The sequence below is a fragment of the Bradyrhizobium sp. 521_C7_N1_3 genome (genome assembly GCF_052075975.1).
Classification (GTDB): domain Bacteria; phylum Pseudomonadota; class Alphaproteobacteria; order Rhizobiales; family Xanthobacteraceae; genus Bradyrhizobium; species Bradyrhizobium japonicum.
Map to the genome: position 1 here is coordinate 4,095,493 of NZ_CP197232.1, position 14,751 is coordinate 4,110,243.

The 14,751-nt window shown below is 67.4% G+C and carries 13 protein-coding genes and 1 riboswitch; of the genes, 8 read left to right on the top strand and 5 right to left on the bottom strand.

Going from position 1 to position 14,751, the window contains the following annotated elements; genetic code table 11:
• The first annotated feature begins 7 nt into the window (after window positions 1-7).
• A complete protein-coding gene (locus AB7008_RS18770; RefSeq protein WP_441259254.1) occupies window positions 8-1,696 on the top strand; it encodes a ShlB/FhaC/HecB family hemolysin secretion/activation protein in 1,689 nt (562 codons plus the stop codon).
• Between the two features lie 165 nt (window positions 1,697-1,861).
• Here the strand turns inward: AB7008_RS18770 and bluB are convergent, their stop codons facing one another.
• From bluB to cobU, 3 genes are read right to left on the bottom strand one after another with little or no spacing between them, the layout of a single operon-like run.
• Window positions 1,862-2,494 carry a 5,6-dimethylbenzimidazole synthase gene (gene bluB, locus AB7008_RS18775; RefSeq protein WP_441259255.1) on the bottom strand — a complete coding sequence of 211 codons (633 nt, stop codon included), beginning with the start codon at window positions 2,492-2,494 and terminating at the stop codon, window positions 1,862-1,864.
• 4 nt (window positions 2,495-2,498) lie between these two features.
• Window positions 2,499-3,281 carry an adenosylcobinamide-GDP ribazoletransferase gene (gene cobS / locus AB7008_RS18780; RefSeq protein ID WP_441259256.1) on the bottom strand — a complete coding sequence of 261 codons (783 nt, stop codon included), beginning with the start codon at window positions 3,279-3,281 and terminating at the stop codon, window positions 2,499-2,501.
• A complete protein-coding gene (gene cobU / locus AB7008_RS18785; protein WP_441259257.1) occupies window positions 3,278-3,781 on the bottom strand; it encodes a bifunctional adenosylcobinamide kinase/adenosylcobinamide-phosphate guanylyltransferase in 504 nt (167 codons plus the stop codon). The genes cobS and cobU overlap by 4 nt, the downstream gene beginning before the upstream one ends.
• Before the next feature lie 121 nt (window positions 3,782-3,902).
• On the opposite strand from cobU, the gene cbiB reads away from it, so the two are divergent.
• Together cbiB and cobD are read left to right on the top strand one after the other, a co-directional pair.
• On the top strand, window positions 3,903-4,844 hold the full coding sequence (gene cbiB, locus AB7008_RS18790; RefSeq protein WP_441259258.1) for an adenosylcobinamide-phosphate synthase CbiB: 942 nt from the start codon (window positions 3,903-3,905) through the stop codon (window positions 4,842-4,844).
• 11 nt (window positions 4,845-4,855) lie between these two features.
• Window positions 4,856-5,821: a threonine-phosphate decarboxylase CobD gene (gene cobD, locus AB7008_RS18795; protein ID WP_441259259.1), complete on the top strand. Its 966-nt coding sequence runs from the start codon at window positions 4,856-4,858 to the stop codon at window positions 5,819-5,821.
• Here the strand turns inward: cobD and AB7008_RS18800 are convergent.
• Window positions 5,810-7,258: a cobyric acid synthase gene (locus tag AB7008_RS18800; RefSeq protein WP_441259260.1), complete on the bottom strand. Its 1,449-nt coding sequence runs from the start codon at window positions 7,256-7,258 to the stop codon at window positions 5,810-5,812. The two genes, cobD and AB7008_RS18800, sit on opposite strands and share 12 nt — an antisense overlap.
• Before the next feature lie 39 nt (window positions 7,259-7,297).
• Complete coding sequence (gene cobO / locus AB7008_RS18805; RefSeq protein WP_028155672.1) at window positions 7,298-7,933, bottom strand: cob(I)yrinic acid a,c-diamide adenosyltransferase; 636 nt, start codon at window positions 7,931-7,933, stop codon at window positions 7,298-7,300.
• A gap of 40 nt (window positions 7,934-7,973) precedes the next feature.
• Window positions 7,974-8,195: riboswitch (cobalamin riboswitch) on the top strand.
• A gap of 96 nt (window positions 8,196-8,291) precedes the next feature.
• Between cobO and AB7008_RS18810 the strand changes: the two genes are divergently transcribed.
• The 5 genes from AB7008_RS18810 to AB7008_RS18830 are packed head-to-tail and all read left to right on the top strand — an operon-like array spanning window position 8,292 to window position 14,749.
• Window positions 8,292-8,666, top strand: a complete 375-nt coding sequence (locus tag AB7008_RS18810; protein WP_441259261.1) for a DUF1636 family protein — start codon at window positions 8,292-8,294, stop codon at window positions 8,664-8,666.
• On the top strand, window positions 8,663-9,712 hold the full coding sequence (cobW, locus tag AB7008_RS18815; RefSeq protein WP_441259262.1) for a cobalamin biosynthesis protein CobW: 1,050 nt from the start codon (window positions 8,663-8,665) through the stop codon (window positions 9,710-9,712). Before AB7008_RS18810 ends, cobW begins: the two co-directional genes overlap by 4 nt.
• Entirely contained in the window at window positions 9,712-12,960 is a 3,249-nt protein-coding gene (cobN, locus tag AB7008_RS18820) for a cobaltochelatase subunit CobN (RefSeq protein ID WP_441259263.1), read from the top strand. The genes cobW and cobN overlap by 1 nt, the downstream gene beginning before the upstream one ends.
• Window positions 12,957-14,120 carry a precorrin-3B synthase gene (gene cobG / locus AB7008_RS18825; protein ID WP_441259264.1) on the top strand — a complete coding sequence of 388 codons (1,164 nt, stop codon included), beginning with the start codon at window positions 12,957-12,959 and terminating at the stop codon, window positions 14,118-14,120. Before cobN ends, cobG begins: the two co-directional genes overlap by 4 nt.
• Window positions 14,120-14,749 (top strand): precorrin-8X methylmutase, encoded by a 630-nt coding sequence (locus AB7008_RS18830; protein WP_441259265.1) that lies wholly within the window; start codon window positions 14,120-14,122, stop codon window positions 14,747-14,749. The genes cobG and AB7008_RS18830 overlap by 1 nt, the downstream gene beginning before the upstream one ends.
• The last annotated feature ends 2 nt before the right edge of the window (window positions 14,750-14,751 follow it).

Sequence of the window (14,751 nt, forward strand, 5' to 3'; positions counted from 1 at the left end):
ATTCGGGATGCGAATTTGGGGGGTAGCGTTGGGAGTGGGGCTTGCAGCTTGCTGCATCGCCTCCGCTCGCGCCCAGTCGATCAATCCCGGCGTGATCCAGAACGACATCGATCGGCAGCGCCGCCAGCTCGAACAGCAGAGCGCGCCGCCAAAGCTGAGCGGTCCCGCGGTGATTGGCGGCGAGCGGGAAAAATCGCAACTGCTGAAGCCGGGCGGGCCGAAATTCCGCCTGCGCAAGGTCGAGTTCGACTCCTCTAAGTTCATCACGCCGGCAGAGCTCGACGAGATTGCGAAGAGGTATGTCGGCAAGAACGTCGATATCGCTGCGCTGTTGCAGCTCGTTGCCGACATCAACGCCATCTACACCGCGCGCGGCATCGTCACGGGCATCGCGACGCTGCCGGATCAGGATGCCAAGGGCGGGGTCGTCCGCATCAAGCTGACCGAAGGCCGGCTCCAGAAGACGACCATCGAGGGCAACAAGCAGACTCGCACCGATTACATCCTTCGGCGCGTTGGGGAGCCCGAAGGCGAGGTCCTCGACGTTCCAAAACTCAATCGCGACGTGACCTGGTTCAACCGGACCAACGACGTGCAGATCAAGGCGCTGCTCCAGCCCGGCACGAGCTTCGGCCTGACCGATCTCCAGTTCGCGGTGATCGAGCCGCCGGTCGACACCCTGCAGCTCTTCACCGACAACCAGGGCGTCGAGAACACCGGGCGGTGGGAGGGTGGCGCCTTCTACAAGCGCCACGGCCTGTTCGGCGTCGACGACCGCCTGACCTTCTACGGTGTCCGCGCCGACGGCAATCTCAACGGCAACGCCGCCTACAATATTCCGGTCAATCCTTGGGGCGGCCGCGTCGGCGTCAGCTATACCGAGGGCAAGATCAAGATCATCCAGGGGCCGTTCGTCGCGCTCGACGTCACCGGACGCTCGAGCCAGGCCGCGGTCAATTTCAGCCAGCCGCTCTGGGTGAGCCAGGACTGGCTGGTGCTGTTCAACGCCGCCGAGACCGAGGGCAAGACGGTGAGCCGCTTCGCCACGGTCGACGTGACCAACGACCATTACGACAAGGCCACTGCCGGGCTCTCCGTGACGAAGTCCGGCAACGCCTATTCGATCACGGTCTCACCGGCGGTGAACTACATCGAGTGGCAAGACCATGTGCTCAGCAACAACCGCACGTTCAACACCTATACCGGTTCGCTGATCGCAACCAGCGCCGCGGGGCCGACGAATTTCAGCGCCAACGTGCTGGCGAGCTGGCAATACACGCAGGAAAAGCTGCTGCCGGGCGACCAGGTCTTCTCGATCGGCGGTCCGACCACCGTACGCGGCTATCCCTCCAACGCGGCTTCCGGCGACAGCGGCTATTATTTCAACGCCGAGCTGCACTACAACTGGTCGCAATGGCTGAAGGGCTTTGACACCTATATCTTCACCGACTGGGGTGCGGTCTATTCGACATTCCCGGGGATCACCGAGCTCGCTTCGGTCGGCGTCGGCTTCTCCTGGACCTATGCCTCGTTCATGACGTTCGAGGCGAATTACGCGACGCCGCTGAAGATGGCCGTCTCGACCCAGAACCATTACGAGGCCTATGGCCGCGTCATCTTGCGGCCGTTGTTGATGTTCCAGAAACAGGAAAGCCCTCCGCCTGTGGCGGCAGTTGCCGGCAAGAGCAGGTCGTAGCGGCGGATTGCTTCTCTCTCCGTCGTCATTGCGAGGAGCCCGCGACAAAATTGCAAAGCAATTTTGCGCTGGTGCGACGAAGCAATCCAGAATCCTTCCGCGGAGACAGCCTGGATTGCTTCGCTACGCTCGCAATGACGGAGGACGGAGCGGGGGGCGCGGCGACTAACGCCGCAGCGTGAATTCCTCCGCGCCGCGGCGGTGCTCCCACTTCGCCTGCTCAAGCTCGGGCTGGTCGCATTCGACTTCCGGATAGCCGATGCAGAGATAGGCGATGAACTTCCAGGAGCTGGGCACGTCGAGAGTGGTGTGAACGCGCTCCGGATTGAGGATCGACACCCAGCCGAGGCCGATGCCGTCGGCGCGCGCGGCGAGCCACATCGCGGTGATCGCGGCCACCACAGAATACTCCGTCGTCTCCGGCATGGTCGCGCGGCCGAGGCCGTGGCCGATGTCGCTCGCCTTGTCCGCGAACACGGCGAGATGGCCGGGCGCCTGTTCGAGACCGGACAGTTTCAGCGTGGCATAGCGCGCGGCGCGCTCACCGGCATAGGCGTTCAGCGCATCGGCGTTGCATGCCCTGAAGTCGTCAATCACGGCGCGGCGTCGTGCGGCATCATCGACGATGACGAAGCGCCAGGGCTGGCTGAGGCCGACCGAGGGCGAGAGACAGGCGGTCTCGATCAGGCGATCGATGGCGCCGGCCGGCAGCGGATCGCTGCGAAACCGGCGCACGTCGCGACGCCACACGAACAGCTCGCGCAAGTGCCGGCGGAAGGTGTCGTCGAACTCGACCATGGGATCAGCCTCCCATCCGGAAGGATGCCGCCACCAGCAGAATGAGGATCTCGCCGATCTGCTCGAATGCGCCGAGGATGTCGCCGGTCTGGCCGCCGATCTGGCGGATGGCAAGCCGCGCCAGCATCAGGCCGGCGAGGGACAGCAGGATCAGGCTGACCAGCGCCTTGCCAGGCCCGAGCGCGAGCGCGAGGGCGAGCGTTCCAACGGCGAAGGCGATGGCGACGCTGCGGCCCGGCGGCGATCCCGCGCTTGCCGACAGCCCATCAGGGCGTGCCGGCGGGACCAGCGACATGAAAGCCGGCACGCCTGCGCGGGCCGCAGTGTGCGCGGCGCACAGCGCGAGCGCGACGGCCCAGGGATTGGCGATCGCTGCGAGCGCGCTCCAGCGCAGACCGAACGACAGGATCAGCGCGCAGACGCCATAGGTGCCGATCCGGCTGTCGCGCATGATCTCGAGCTTGCGCTCGCGCGTCCGGCCGCCGCCGAGCCCGTCGGCGGTATCGGCAAGGCCATCCTCATGCAGCGCGCCGGTGATGAGCGCGGTCGTGGCCAGCGTGAGCAGGGCGGCGAGGTTCGGTGTCAGTCCGAAACGGCTGGAGACCTTGTAGACCAAGGCGCCCGCGAGGCCGACCAGCAGTCCCGCGACGGGGATTGCCCAGGTCGCGCGCGCGATCGCGCCTTCGCCTGCGGGCTTCGACGATGCCACCGGCAGAATCGTGACGAACGATGCCGCCATCCTGAGATCGGCAACGATGTCTCGCAAAAGTTCGGCGCGCGGGATCATTTCAGTTTCATCGGCAGGCCGGCGACGACGAACTCGACCTCGTCGGCAACCGCCGCGATGACCTGGTTCATGATGCCGGCGGCGTCGCGATAGCTGCGCGCCAGTGCGTTGTCGGGCACGATGCCGAGGCCGACCTCGTTGGTGACGAGGACGACGGCGCTTTTCAAGCGGGGCAACGCATTGGCGAGCTCTGTTACCTCGCGTTCCCAGTCGCGCCCGGCATGCATCAGGTTGGAGAGCCATAGCGTCAGGCAGTCCACCAGCCTCGGGCCACCGCCATCGCTTGCGACCAGCGCGGGCACGAGATCGAGCGGCACCTCGCGCTCGATCCAATCGGTTCCGCGCCGCGCGCGGTGGCCGGCGATGCGCGCTTCCATTTCCGCATCGAGCGCCTCGGCCGTCGCGACATAGACGGGCTGTCCGGGGAACGCGCGGACGCGCGTTTCCGCGCGCTTGCTCTTGCCCGATCGCGCCCCGCCCGTGATCAAGATGACGGCCATCAAAGTCTCCTGTGGGCCTGACTAATCACCAAACGCGGCCAAAGACAAAGCCGAAATCAGGCGGGCAGGGGCTTGCGCTCCGCCTTCGCTTTGCGCAACAGGGGCAGGACAGGAGGCGGGCGTGGGCTTTGCGGGCGCGATGGTGGTGGCAATGGCGGTGGATGCCCTCTTGGGCTGGCCGTCGTGGCTGTTCGCGCGGATCGGCCATCCCGTGACCTGGCTGGGACGGCTGATCGGCGCCATCGACACGGCCTGGAATCGCGCGTCCGATCCGCCGGCATTTCGCCGTGCTGCGGGCGTTGCCGGAGCGCTCGTCGTCATCGCGCTTTCAGTTGCGCTCGGCTGGATGCTTCAGTCCTTGCTTCCCTTGGGCTGGATCGAGATCGTGTTGGTCGGCGTCCTGGCCTGGCCGCTGGTGGCTTTGCGTTCACTCCACGATCATGTCGCGGCGGTTGCGAAACCCTTGCGAGCCGGCGACATCGCCGCTGCGCGCGACGCAGTTTCGCGCATCGTCGGACGCGATCCCGCGACCCTCGACGAGGCCGGCATCGCGCGCGCGGCGATCGAGAGCCTCGCCGAGAACGCCTCCGACGGCATCGTGGCGCCGGTGTTCTGGGGCGCGCTGTTCGGACTGCCCGGCATTTTGGGCTACAAGGCGATCAACACGCTGGACTCCATGATCGGTCATCGCAGCGAACGCCACGAAGCTTTTGGCTGGGCCGCCGCGCGCATCGACGATGTCGCCAACTTCATTCCGGCGCGCCTCACCGGCTTTCTGTTCGTCCTGTTGGCGTCGCGGCGATCGGAGGCGCTGTCCTGCATGACGCGCGATGCCCGCCGTCACCGCTCGCCCAATGCCGGCTGGCCGGAGGCGGCGATGGCGGGCGCGCTTGGCGTGCGGCTCAGCGGCCCCCGCATCTATCACGGCAGCGTCACCAACGAGCCCTGGCTCAACGAAGGCGCGCGCGATCCGCTTGCCGCGGACATCAGCCGGGGATTGACGATCTACCGCCGCGCCATGCTACTGCTCGCCGGTATGCTTGCGATCCTGGCCTTCGCGTGAAAGAACGGGACATGCGCGAGCACGGTGGAAATCTCGATCTGGCCCAGCAGCGTTTTGGTGGGCGCGCGGAGGACTGGATCGATCTGTCGACCGGGATCAACCGGCTGCCTTATCCCGTGGGCGAGGTGAGCGCGCGCGCATGGAACGCGCTGCCGTCGCGCGCCGAGATCGAGAGCCTGCATCAGGCGGCGCAGCACGCCTACCGCACGAGTGCACCGATTGTCGCGATGGGTGGTGCCCAGGCCGCCATTCAATTGCTGCCGCAACTGGCGCCGCGTGGCCGCGCGCGCATCCTCGCGCCGACCTACAATGAATATTCCGGGGTCTTGTCGACTGCAGGCTGGGATGTCCAGGAGGTCGGCGAGCTCGACGCGCTGGCTGGCGCGGATCTCGCCGTCGTCGTCAATCCCAACAATCCCGATGGCCGGCGTTTTGCGCCACAGGATTTGCTGGCGCTGCTGCCGCGCGTCGACCGTCTCGTCATCGACGAGAGTTTTGCCGATGCCGCCCCGCAGCTGTCGCTCGCATCCGGAGCGGATCGGCCTGGACTGCTGGTCCTGCGCTCCTTCGGCAAGTTCTATGGTCTTGCCGGCCTGCGGCTTGGGTTTGCACTCGGCCATGCGGCCGATATCGCCAAGCTCGCGGCGATGTCGGGGCCATGGCCGGTGTCGGGAGCGGCGATCGCGATCGGCTGCCGCGCCTTGCGTGACGACGACTGGGCCGAGGCCACGTCCGCGCGGCTTGCGCGCGACTGTGTCCGCCTCGACGACATCGTGCAGTCGCAAGGCTGGCGGCTCGTCGGTGGTGCGCCGCTGTTTCGTCTCTACGAGACGCCTGATGCGGTTGCTGCGCAGGAGAAACTGGCGCGTAGCCAGATCTGGTCGCGTGTGTTCGCGAAAGAGCCGGCATGGCTGCGTCTCGGGCTTCCCGGCAGCGAAGCCGAATGGACGCGCCTTGCCGAGGCGCTAGCGCGCTAGCGCGAGCAGGCCATCGACGTCGAGGTGCTGTTCGATGTGATCGGCGAGGGCGTCGAGCGCGCTCTCGACCCTGCTGTGATAAGGCTCCTCGCCCGCCGGAATGTCGAGCTTTGCCAGATACGCCTTGCGGAAATCGTCCGACGTGAACAGGCCGTGCAAATAGCTGCCTTGCACGCGGCCATCGCGCGAGATCGCGCCTTCGGGCTCGCCGTTCAGTTCAGCAAACGGGCGCGCGCGATCCGGCCCATCGGTGCGGCCGATGTGGATTTCGTAGGCCTCGATCGGCTGGTCGGTGGCGGCATGCACGGCCGCGACGCGCGTCAGCGTCTTCTGCGGGCTCATCACCGTTTCCACCTCCAGAAGTCCGAGACCCGGCGTGTCGCCGGCAGGGCCTTCGATGCCGTCGGGGTCGGCGACGCTGCGCCCGAGCATCTGATAGCCGCCGCAGAGGCCAAGCACATGGCCGCCGCGGCGGTGATGCGCCAGGAGATCGATGTCCCAGCCCTGCGCGCGCAGGAAGGCGAGATCGCCGCGGGTGGACTTTGAGCCGGGGATGATGACGAGGCGGATATCGCCGGGGATGGCGTCGCCGGGGCGCACCATGACGAGATCGACGCCAGGCTCGAGCTTCAACGGATCGAGATCATCGAAATTGGCGATCCGCGACAGAGCGAGGCAGGCGATCTTGCACTGGCCCGGCTTGCGCGCATCGCTGAGGCCCAGCGCATCCTCGGCCGGCAGCTCGCCGGCGCGCGCGAACCAGGGCAGTACGCCAAGGCCGCGCCACGCGGTCTTCTGCTCGATCAGCTTGTAGCCGTCGTCGAATAGCGAGGGGTCGCCGCGGAACTTGTTGATGATGAAACCCTGGATCATCGCGGCATCGTCGGGGTCGATCACCGTCTTGATGCCGACGAGCTGGGCGATGACGCCGCCGCGGTCGATGTCGCCGACCAGCACGACGGGGACGTCGGCCTTGCGCGCAAAGCCCATATTGGCGATGTCGGCCTTGCGCAGGTTGACCTCGGCCGGGCTGCCGGCGCCTTCGACCAGCACCAGATCTGCGCGCGCCTTCAGACGCTCGAAGCTTTCGAGCACCGCGCCCATCAACGACGGCTTCATCGCCGCATATTCACGCGCCCGCGCGGTCGCGATGCGCTTTCCCTGGACGATGATTTGTGCGCCGACATCGGTTTCGGGCTTCAGCAGCACCGGGTTCATGTCGGTGTGCGGCTCGACGCCGGCGGCCAGCGCCTGAAGCGCCTGGGCGCGACCGATCTCGCCGCCGTCGACGGTCACGGCCGCATTGTTAGACATGTTCTGCGGCTTGAAGGGCAGCACGCACAGGCCGCGCCGCGTGAAGGCGCGCGCGAGGCCGGCGACGATGAGCGACTTGCCCACGTCCGAGCCGGCCCCCTGGATCATCAATGCGCGCGCCATGGTGTTTTCAGAACTTGGTGTTTTCAGAACCTGACGTCGTCAGAACTCGACGCCGGCTTGCGCCTTGATGCCGGAGCGGAAGGGGTGCTTGACCAGCGTCATCTCGGTGACGAGATCGGCGATCTCGATCAGCTCGTCCTTGGCGTTGCGCCCGGTGAGCACGACATGCGTCATCGGCGGCTTGTGCGTTTTCAGGAAGTCGACGACCTCGGCGATGTCGAGATAGTCGTAGCGCAGCGCGATGTTGATCTCGTCGAGCACGACCATGCGCAGATTGGGATCTGATATCAGCTCCTTGGCCTTCGCCCAGCCGGCCTGCGCCGCGGCGATGTCGCGGGCGCGATCCTGCGTCTCCCAGGTGAAACCTTCCCCCATCGCATGGAACTGGCAGAGCTCGCCGAAATGGCCGGTGAGCAGGCGCCGCTCGCCGGTGTCCCACGCGCCCTTGATGAACTGCACGACCGCGCAGGGGAAGCCATGGGCGACACAGCGGACGATCATGCCGAAGGCGGAGGAGGACTTGCCCTTGCCGGCGCCGGTATGGACGATGATGAGGCCCTTTTCGCCGCTCTTGGTCGCCATGATCTTGTCGCGGGCGGCCTTGATTTTCGCCATTTTCGCAGCGTGGCGGGCGTCGGTTTCCTCGGCCGTTTGGGTATCCGGTTCAGGCGTCATCTGACAGGGTCCTTCGGCTTGACAAGAGGCGGCCGGGGGCAAATGGTGGCCCGGCGTTGGTTCCTGTCCTATGACAGGCGAAGAGGGAATGCGATAGGGTCCGAATCGACAAGATTCGGGTCCAAACTGCAGCCGCCCCCGCGACCGTGACCGGAGAGATGCCCGAAGCCACTGATCCCCCAGGGGATCGGGAAGGCGGGGATCGAAGGGCCAAAAGCCCTGCTCCGCAAGCCGGGAGACCTGCCAGCGCGGACGAGTTTTGGACCGGCGGACGGGGTGTTCCGCGACGGGGAAACGGACCTTCGGGGGAATGGTCCGTGTGCCTCTTCGCCTCCCGCTGTTTATCCTGGAAGAGGCGATGACCGTCACACTTCACGTCTGTATTACCTGCCGTGCCGGCCAGACGCTCGACGAGGGTGAGGCGACGCCCGGCAAGCGCCTGCATGGTGCGATCCTCGACGCCGGCGTTCCCGAGGGCGTCAATGTGGTTCCCGTTGAATGCCTGTCAGCGTGCAGCCAGGGTTGCTCGGTTGCGCTCAGCGCGCCCGGCCGCTGGTCCTATGTCTATGGCCGTCTGTCAGAGGCCAATGCGAGCGATGTGGTCGCGGGTGCTGCGGCCTATGCCGCCGCGCCCGACGGCCTCGTGCCCTGGCGCAGCCGTCCCGAAATCTTCCGCAAGCAGTCGCTTGCCCGCATTCCCCCCATTGCCGTTGTGCCGGAGGCCGCCGAATGAACTCGCTCGCAAAAGTCCCTGTCACGGTGGTCACGGGTTTTCTCGGCTCCGGCAAGACGACGCTGATCCAGCATCTGCTCGCAAACCCCGATGGCAAGAAGCTCGCGGTGCTCGTCAACGAATTCGGCAGCGAGGGTGTCGACGGCGAGATCCTGAAATCCTGCGCCGATGCGAATTGCCCGGCGGAGAACATCGTCGAGCTCGCCAATGGCTGCATCTGCTGCACCGTTGCGGACGATTTCATTCCGACCATGGAAAAGCTCTTGGCGCGGCCGGTGCGGCCCGATCACATCCTGATCGAGACCTCCGGCCTGGCGCTGCCGAAGCCGCTGCTGAAGGCGTTCGACTGGCCGGAGATCCGCTCGCGGATCACGGTCGATGGCGTGATCGCGCTCGCCGATGCCGAGGCTGTCGCCGCCGGCCGTTTTGCGCCGGACCCGGCTGCGGTGGAAGCGCAGCGCGCGGCGGATGAAAATCTCGATCACGAGACGCCGCTGTCGGAAGTGTTCGAGGACCAGATCGCCTGCGCCGACATCGTGCTGCTGACCAAGGCTGATCTCGCGGGGACCGCAGGGATCGAAGCCGCCAAGGCCGCCATCACCGCCGAGATGCCGCGCCGGGTGCCGATGCTATCCGTCACCGATGGCGCGATCGATGCGCGCGTCATCCTCGGCCTCGGCGCGGCCGCAGAGAACGATCTCGCCGCGCGCCCCTCGCATCACGACGGCGAGGAGGATCACGAGCACGACGATTTCGCCTCCGTCGTGATCGATCTTCCGGAGGTCAGCGACATCGACGCACTGGTCGCGTCGGTGCAGCGTCTTTCGCGCGAGCAGAACGTGCTGCGCGTCAAGGGCTATATTGCGGTCGCGGGCAAGCCGATGCGCCTGTTGCTGCAAGCGGTCGGCGAGCGCGTGCGCCACCAGTTCGACAAGCCCTGGGGCGCGGCTCTCAGGCAGTCGAAGCTCGTCGTGATCGGCGAGCACGGCGATATCGACGAAGCTGCGATCAAGGCAGGACTTGGTCTTTCAGGACTTGGTATCTGATGCACGTCGTCTTCCGCGAGAGCCGCGGTCTCGAGGAGACCGCGACGCCAAGGGACATCGGCCAGGACCCGGCCGATCTCGTGGTGCTCTCGTACTCGGATTCCGACCTTGCCGCGTTCGCGGCCGGCTGGCGGCGCGGCCGCAGCAGCCTGCCGTCGCTGCGGCTCGCCAATCTCGCGGAGCTGCGTCATCCGTTGTCGGTCGACACCTATATCGAGCGCACGCTGTCGCAGGCGCGCGGCATCCTGGTGCGACTGATCGGCGGTGAATCCTACTGGCCGTACGGGCTCGCGGCCCTGCAGCAGCTCGCGAAGGACCGCAACATTGTGCTGGCCGTGCTGCCGGCCGACGGCCGCGACGACACGCGGCTCGATACCTACTCGACCCTGCCGGTTTCGACGCTACGTCGGCTCAAGGTGCTCTGCGACACCGGCGGTCCCGTTGCAGCCCAGGCTGCGATCGCGCAGCTCGCGCTGGCCTCGGGCCTTTATGCGGGCCCCGTCGTCGGCGAGATGAACCTGCCCGAGATGGGCTTTTACGATCCCGCGCGTGGCGTCATCGCTGCGCCGATGGCAGGCGAGGGAAAGCCGCTCGCGCTCGTGACCTTCTATCGTTCCTATCTCACCGCCGCTGATACTGGGCCGGTCGACGCCCTGATCGCGGCGCTGCGCGAGCGCGGCTTTGACGCGTACGGCGTGTTCGTCACCTCGCTGAAGGCTCCGGGCGTTGCGGATTGGCTGCGGACGTATTTCGCGACGAATCCTCCGGCCGCGATCGTCAACGCGACGGCGTTCTCGGCGATGGGCGATGATGGCACGACACCGCTCGATGCGGCATCGTGTCCCGTCTTCCAGGTCGCGCTCTCATCGGCACGGCGCGAGGACTGGGCGGAGTCCCTGCGCGGCCTGTCGCCCGGCGATCTCGCGATGCATGTGGTGCTGCCGGAGGTCGACGGTCGCCTGTTCGCGGGCGTGGTGAGCTTCAAATCGGCCGCGGAGCGTGATCCCGATCTGCAATTTTCGCATCTGGCGCACCGGCCCGATGAGGAGCGCGTCAAGGCCGTCGCCGCGCGCGTTACGGCCCGGCGGCGCCTCGCCGAGACGCCGGCCGCCGGGAAGCGGCTGGCGCTCGTGCTCTCGAACTACCCGGGCCGTCCGCATCAGATCGCGCATGCCGTTGGTCTCGATGCGCTTGCGTCGGTCGAGACATTGCTGTCTGACCTGACAGAGGCCGGCTTCGATGTTGCGCCGGTTCAGATGCTCGGCGAGACGCTGCTCAAGCAGAACTTGACCTGGAGCGTCGTCGACTACCGCGCGGCGCTCTCGCGCCTGCCGCAGGCCTTGCAGGATGATCTCGCGCAGGCCTGGGGCGCGCCGGAGGATGACCCGGGCTGTCGCGAAGGTGCATTTCAATTCGCTGCCATCGCCAGTGGCCGGTCGGTCATCGCGGTTCAGCCGGAGCGCGGCGATGCGGCCACGCGCGATGCCGACTATCACGATCTCGCCCGCACGCCGCGCCACGCCTATGTCGCGTTCTATCTCTGGCTCCGCGGGCAGGCCATCGATGCCGTCGTGCACATGGGCGCGCATGGCACCTTGGAATGGCTGCCCGGAAAATCCGTGGCGCTGTCGTCCACGTGCTGGCCCGAAGCGCTGATCGGCGATCTCCCTGTCATCTATCCCTTTATCGTCAACGATCCCGGCGAGGCCGCGCAGGCCAAGCGGCGCTTGGGTGCCGTCACCATCGGCCATCTGCCGCCACCGCTCGAACAATCCGCGGTGCCGGAAGGCCTGCGACGGCTCGAACGCCTGCTCGACGAATACTCGACCGCGGATGGGCTCGATCCCGCGCGCCGTCAGCGCCTGATTTCTGCGATCCGCGACGAAGCGCGTGCGTCGGGCCTCGAGGACGATCTCGGTCTCGATGCCTCGGCAGCACCGGCGGAAGCGATCCCGCGGATCGATCGCTTCGTCTGCGATCTCAAGGAGAGCCAGTTCGGCGACGGCTTGCACGTGTTCGGCCGCGGCGCCTGCGGTGATGCGGAGCGCGATGCGTTGCGTGCCGCGCTCGCGGGGCAGCGCGTTGCGCCGGGGCCGTCGGGCTCGCCCTATCGCGGGCGCCAGGACGTGCTGCCGACCGGACGCAATCTCTTTGCCGTCGATCCGCGCGCGGTGCCGACGCCGTCGGCGCATGCGCAAGGCATCAAGCTCGCGGAAGAGCTGCTGCGCCGCCATTTGCAGGATCACGGCGACTGGCCGAAGGGCCTCGTGGTCGATCTCTGGGGCTCCGCGACGATGCGCACCGCCGGCGAGGAGTTCGCCATGGCGCTGCATCTCGCCGGCCTTGCGCCGCGCTGGGACCACGCCTCCGGCCGGGTCACGGGCTACGACATCATCGCACCGGCCGAGCTCGGGCGCCCCCGTATCGACGTCACGCTGCGCGTGTCGGGCCTGTTCCGCGATGTCTTCTCCGGCCTCGCGCAATTGTTCGAGGCCGCCGCCGAGGCGCTCGCGTCGCGCGAGGATGAGGGCGACGAGAATCCCTATCGCCACCGCGCCGCGCGCGTGTTCGCGCCGCGTCCCGGCCAATACGGCGTCGGCCTCTCGGCGATCCCGGATGCCTTCACGGCCGAGACGCGTGATGCCGCCGGCGAGGCCTGGCTGTCGGCATCGTCCTGGGCGTTCTCCGCGGACGGTGCGATGCAGCTGGATCGGGCCGGCATCGAGACGCGGCTCGCGTCCGCCGACGCTTTCGTGCACGTCCAGGATCTGCCGGAGACCGATCTCTTGCTCGCCGCGGATTACGCCGCGCATGAAGCAGGCGTCGCTGCCGCCGCAGCGCATCTCGGCGCGGCAGGACCATCGCTCTATCACCTCGATACGACGCGGCCCGAGCAGCCGCACGCGCGGACGCTGACCGAGGAAATCTCGCGCGTGGTCCGCGCACGCGCGGCCAATCCGGCCTGGATCGCCGGCATGATGCGGCACGGTTTTCGCGGTGCCGCCGAGATCACCGCGACGCTGGAGCACATGGCCGCCTTCGCGCATCTGGCCGGCGCCGTGCCGCCGCATCTGTTCGATCTCTACTACGATGCGACGCTCGGCGACGCCGACGTCCGCGCCTTCATGGCCAGCGAAAATCCCGCGGCGCTCGCCGCGATGGAGACCTGCTTCACGCGCCTGCACGAGGCCTCGCTCTGGCGAACGCGCCGCAATTCGATCGCGGCTGCACTGAAGGAGGCCTCATGAGCGCGGCCGCGATCAAGGGCTGGTGTCCCGGCGCGTTGCGCCCGATGCAATCGGGCGACGGGCTCGTCGTTCGCGTGCGCCCGTTCGGCGGGCGCCTCGAAGCTGCACAGGTCGCCGGGCTTGCCGAGCTCGCCGAACGCTACGGCAATGGTCTCATCGATGTGACGAGCCGGGCCAACCTCCAGATCAGGGGCGTCAGCGAGCAGGGCCATCGCCGGCTGCTCGATGGACTCGCGTTGTTGCGGCTGCTCGACCCCGATACCGACATCGAAGCCCGGCGCAACATTTTGGTGACGCCGTTCTGGAACAGCGCTGACGAGACGCAGGCGCTCGCCGCGGAGCTTGAAGAAGCGCTCGCCGACAGCGCGCTCGATCTTCCCACAAAGTTCGGGCTCGCCATCGATGATGGAAAGTCGCGCGTACTCGCCGGCGATTCCGCCGACGTGCGCATCGAACGCGATCGCGACGGCCGGCTCCTGGTGCGGGCCGATGGCGCAAGGCTGGGCCGCTCGGTCGCACGCGGAGAGGCCGTGAGCACGGCGCTCGCGCTCGCAAGCTGGTTCATCACGTCCGGCGGCGCGAAGGGCGGGCGAGGGCGCATGGCAGCTCATGTCGCGGCCGGCGCGGTATTGCCGGAGTCGCTGAGCGGCGAAACCGAGCCTGCGCCGGTCATGGCCGCATCACGACCCGGGCATTATCCGCACGGCGCCCTGGTCGGCGTCGCGTTCGGGCAGATGCTGCACACGACGCTCCATCAGTTTTCCGGCTGCGGACATGCGTTGCGCATGACGCCATGGCGGATGGTGCTGAGCGAGGGCAAGCGCGAGATGCCGAGCGGGGCAGGCCTCATCACCGAGCCCTACGATCCGGCGTTGCGCGTGATTGCTTGTAGCGGCGCCCCGCGTTGCCGCGAGGCGCATGCCGACACCCGCGCGCTCGCTTCCGCCCTTGCGCCGCGCATCGGCCTCGATACGCGCCTTCACGTCTCCGGCTGCGCCAAGGGCTGCGCGCGTTCCGGCGCATCCGCGGTGACGCTGGTTGCGACCAGTGCCGGCTTCGATCTCATCCGCGACGGCTCGACCCGCGACGAGCCAGTCCTGCGCGGCCTCAACGGTGCCGACATCGTCAGCGATCCCTCCATCCTGGTCGGAGGACACTGATGCCGCACACCTACGAGACCGACGGCGCGGCGATCTACCGGCAGTCCTTTGCGACCATCCGGGCCGAGGCGGATCTTGCCCGCTTCACGCCCGACGAAGAGCAGGTGGTGGTGCGGATGATCCACGCCGCCGGCATGGTGGGCCTAGAAGCCCATATCCGCTTCACATCAGGCATGGCGACTGCTGCGCGCGCGGCCTTGCAGAGAGGCGCGCCGATCCTGTGCGACGCGCGTATGGTCTCGGAAGGAATTACGCGCGCGAGGCTGCCGGCGGCCAACGCCGTGATCTGCACGCTCGGCGACGAGGCCGTTCCCGCGCTCGCGCAGTCGATGCGCAACACGCGCTCGGCTGCGGCGCTGGAGCTGTGGCGGCCGCATCTCGACGGCGCCATCGTTGCGATCGGTAACGCGCCGACTGCGCTGTTTCATCTCCTCAACATGCTCGAGGAGCCGGGCTGCCCGCGGCCCGCGGCGATCATCGGTTGTCCCGTCGGCTTCGTCGGCGCGGCTGAATCCAAGGCCGCGCTGATGGCCGATCCGCCGGTGCCGGCGCTGACGGTGGAGGGCCGCCTCGGCGGCTCCGCCATCACGGTCGCCGCCGTGAATGCGCTCGCGAGCCGGAGCGAATAGCC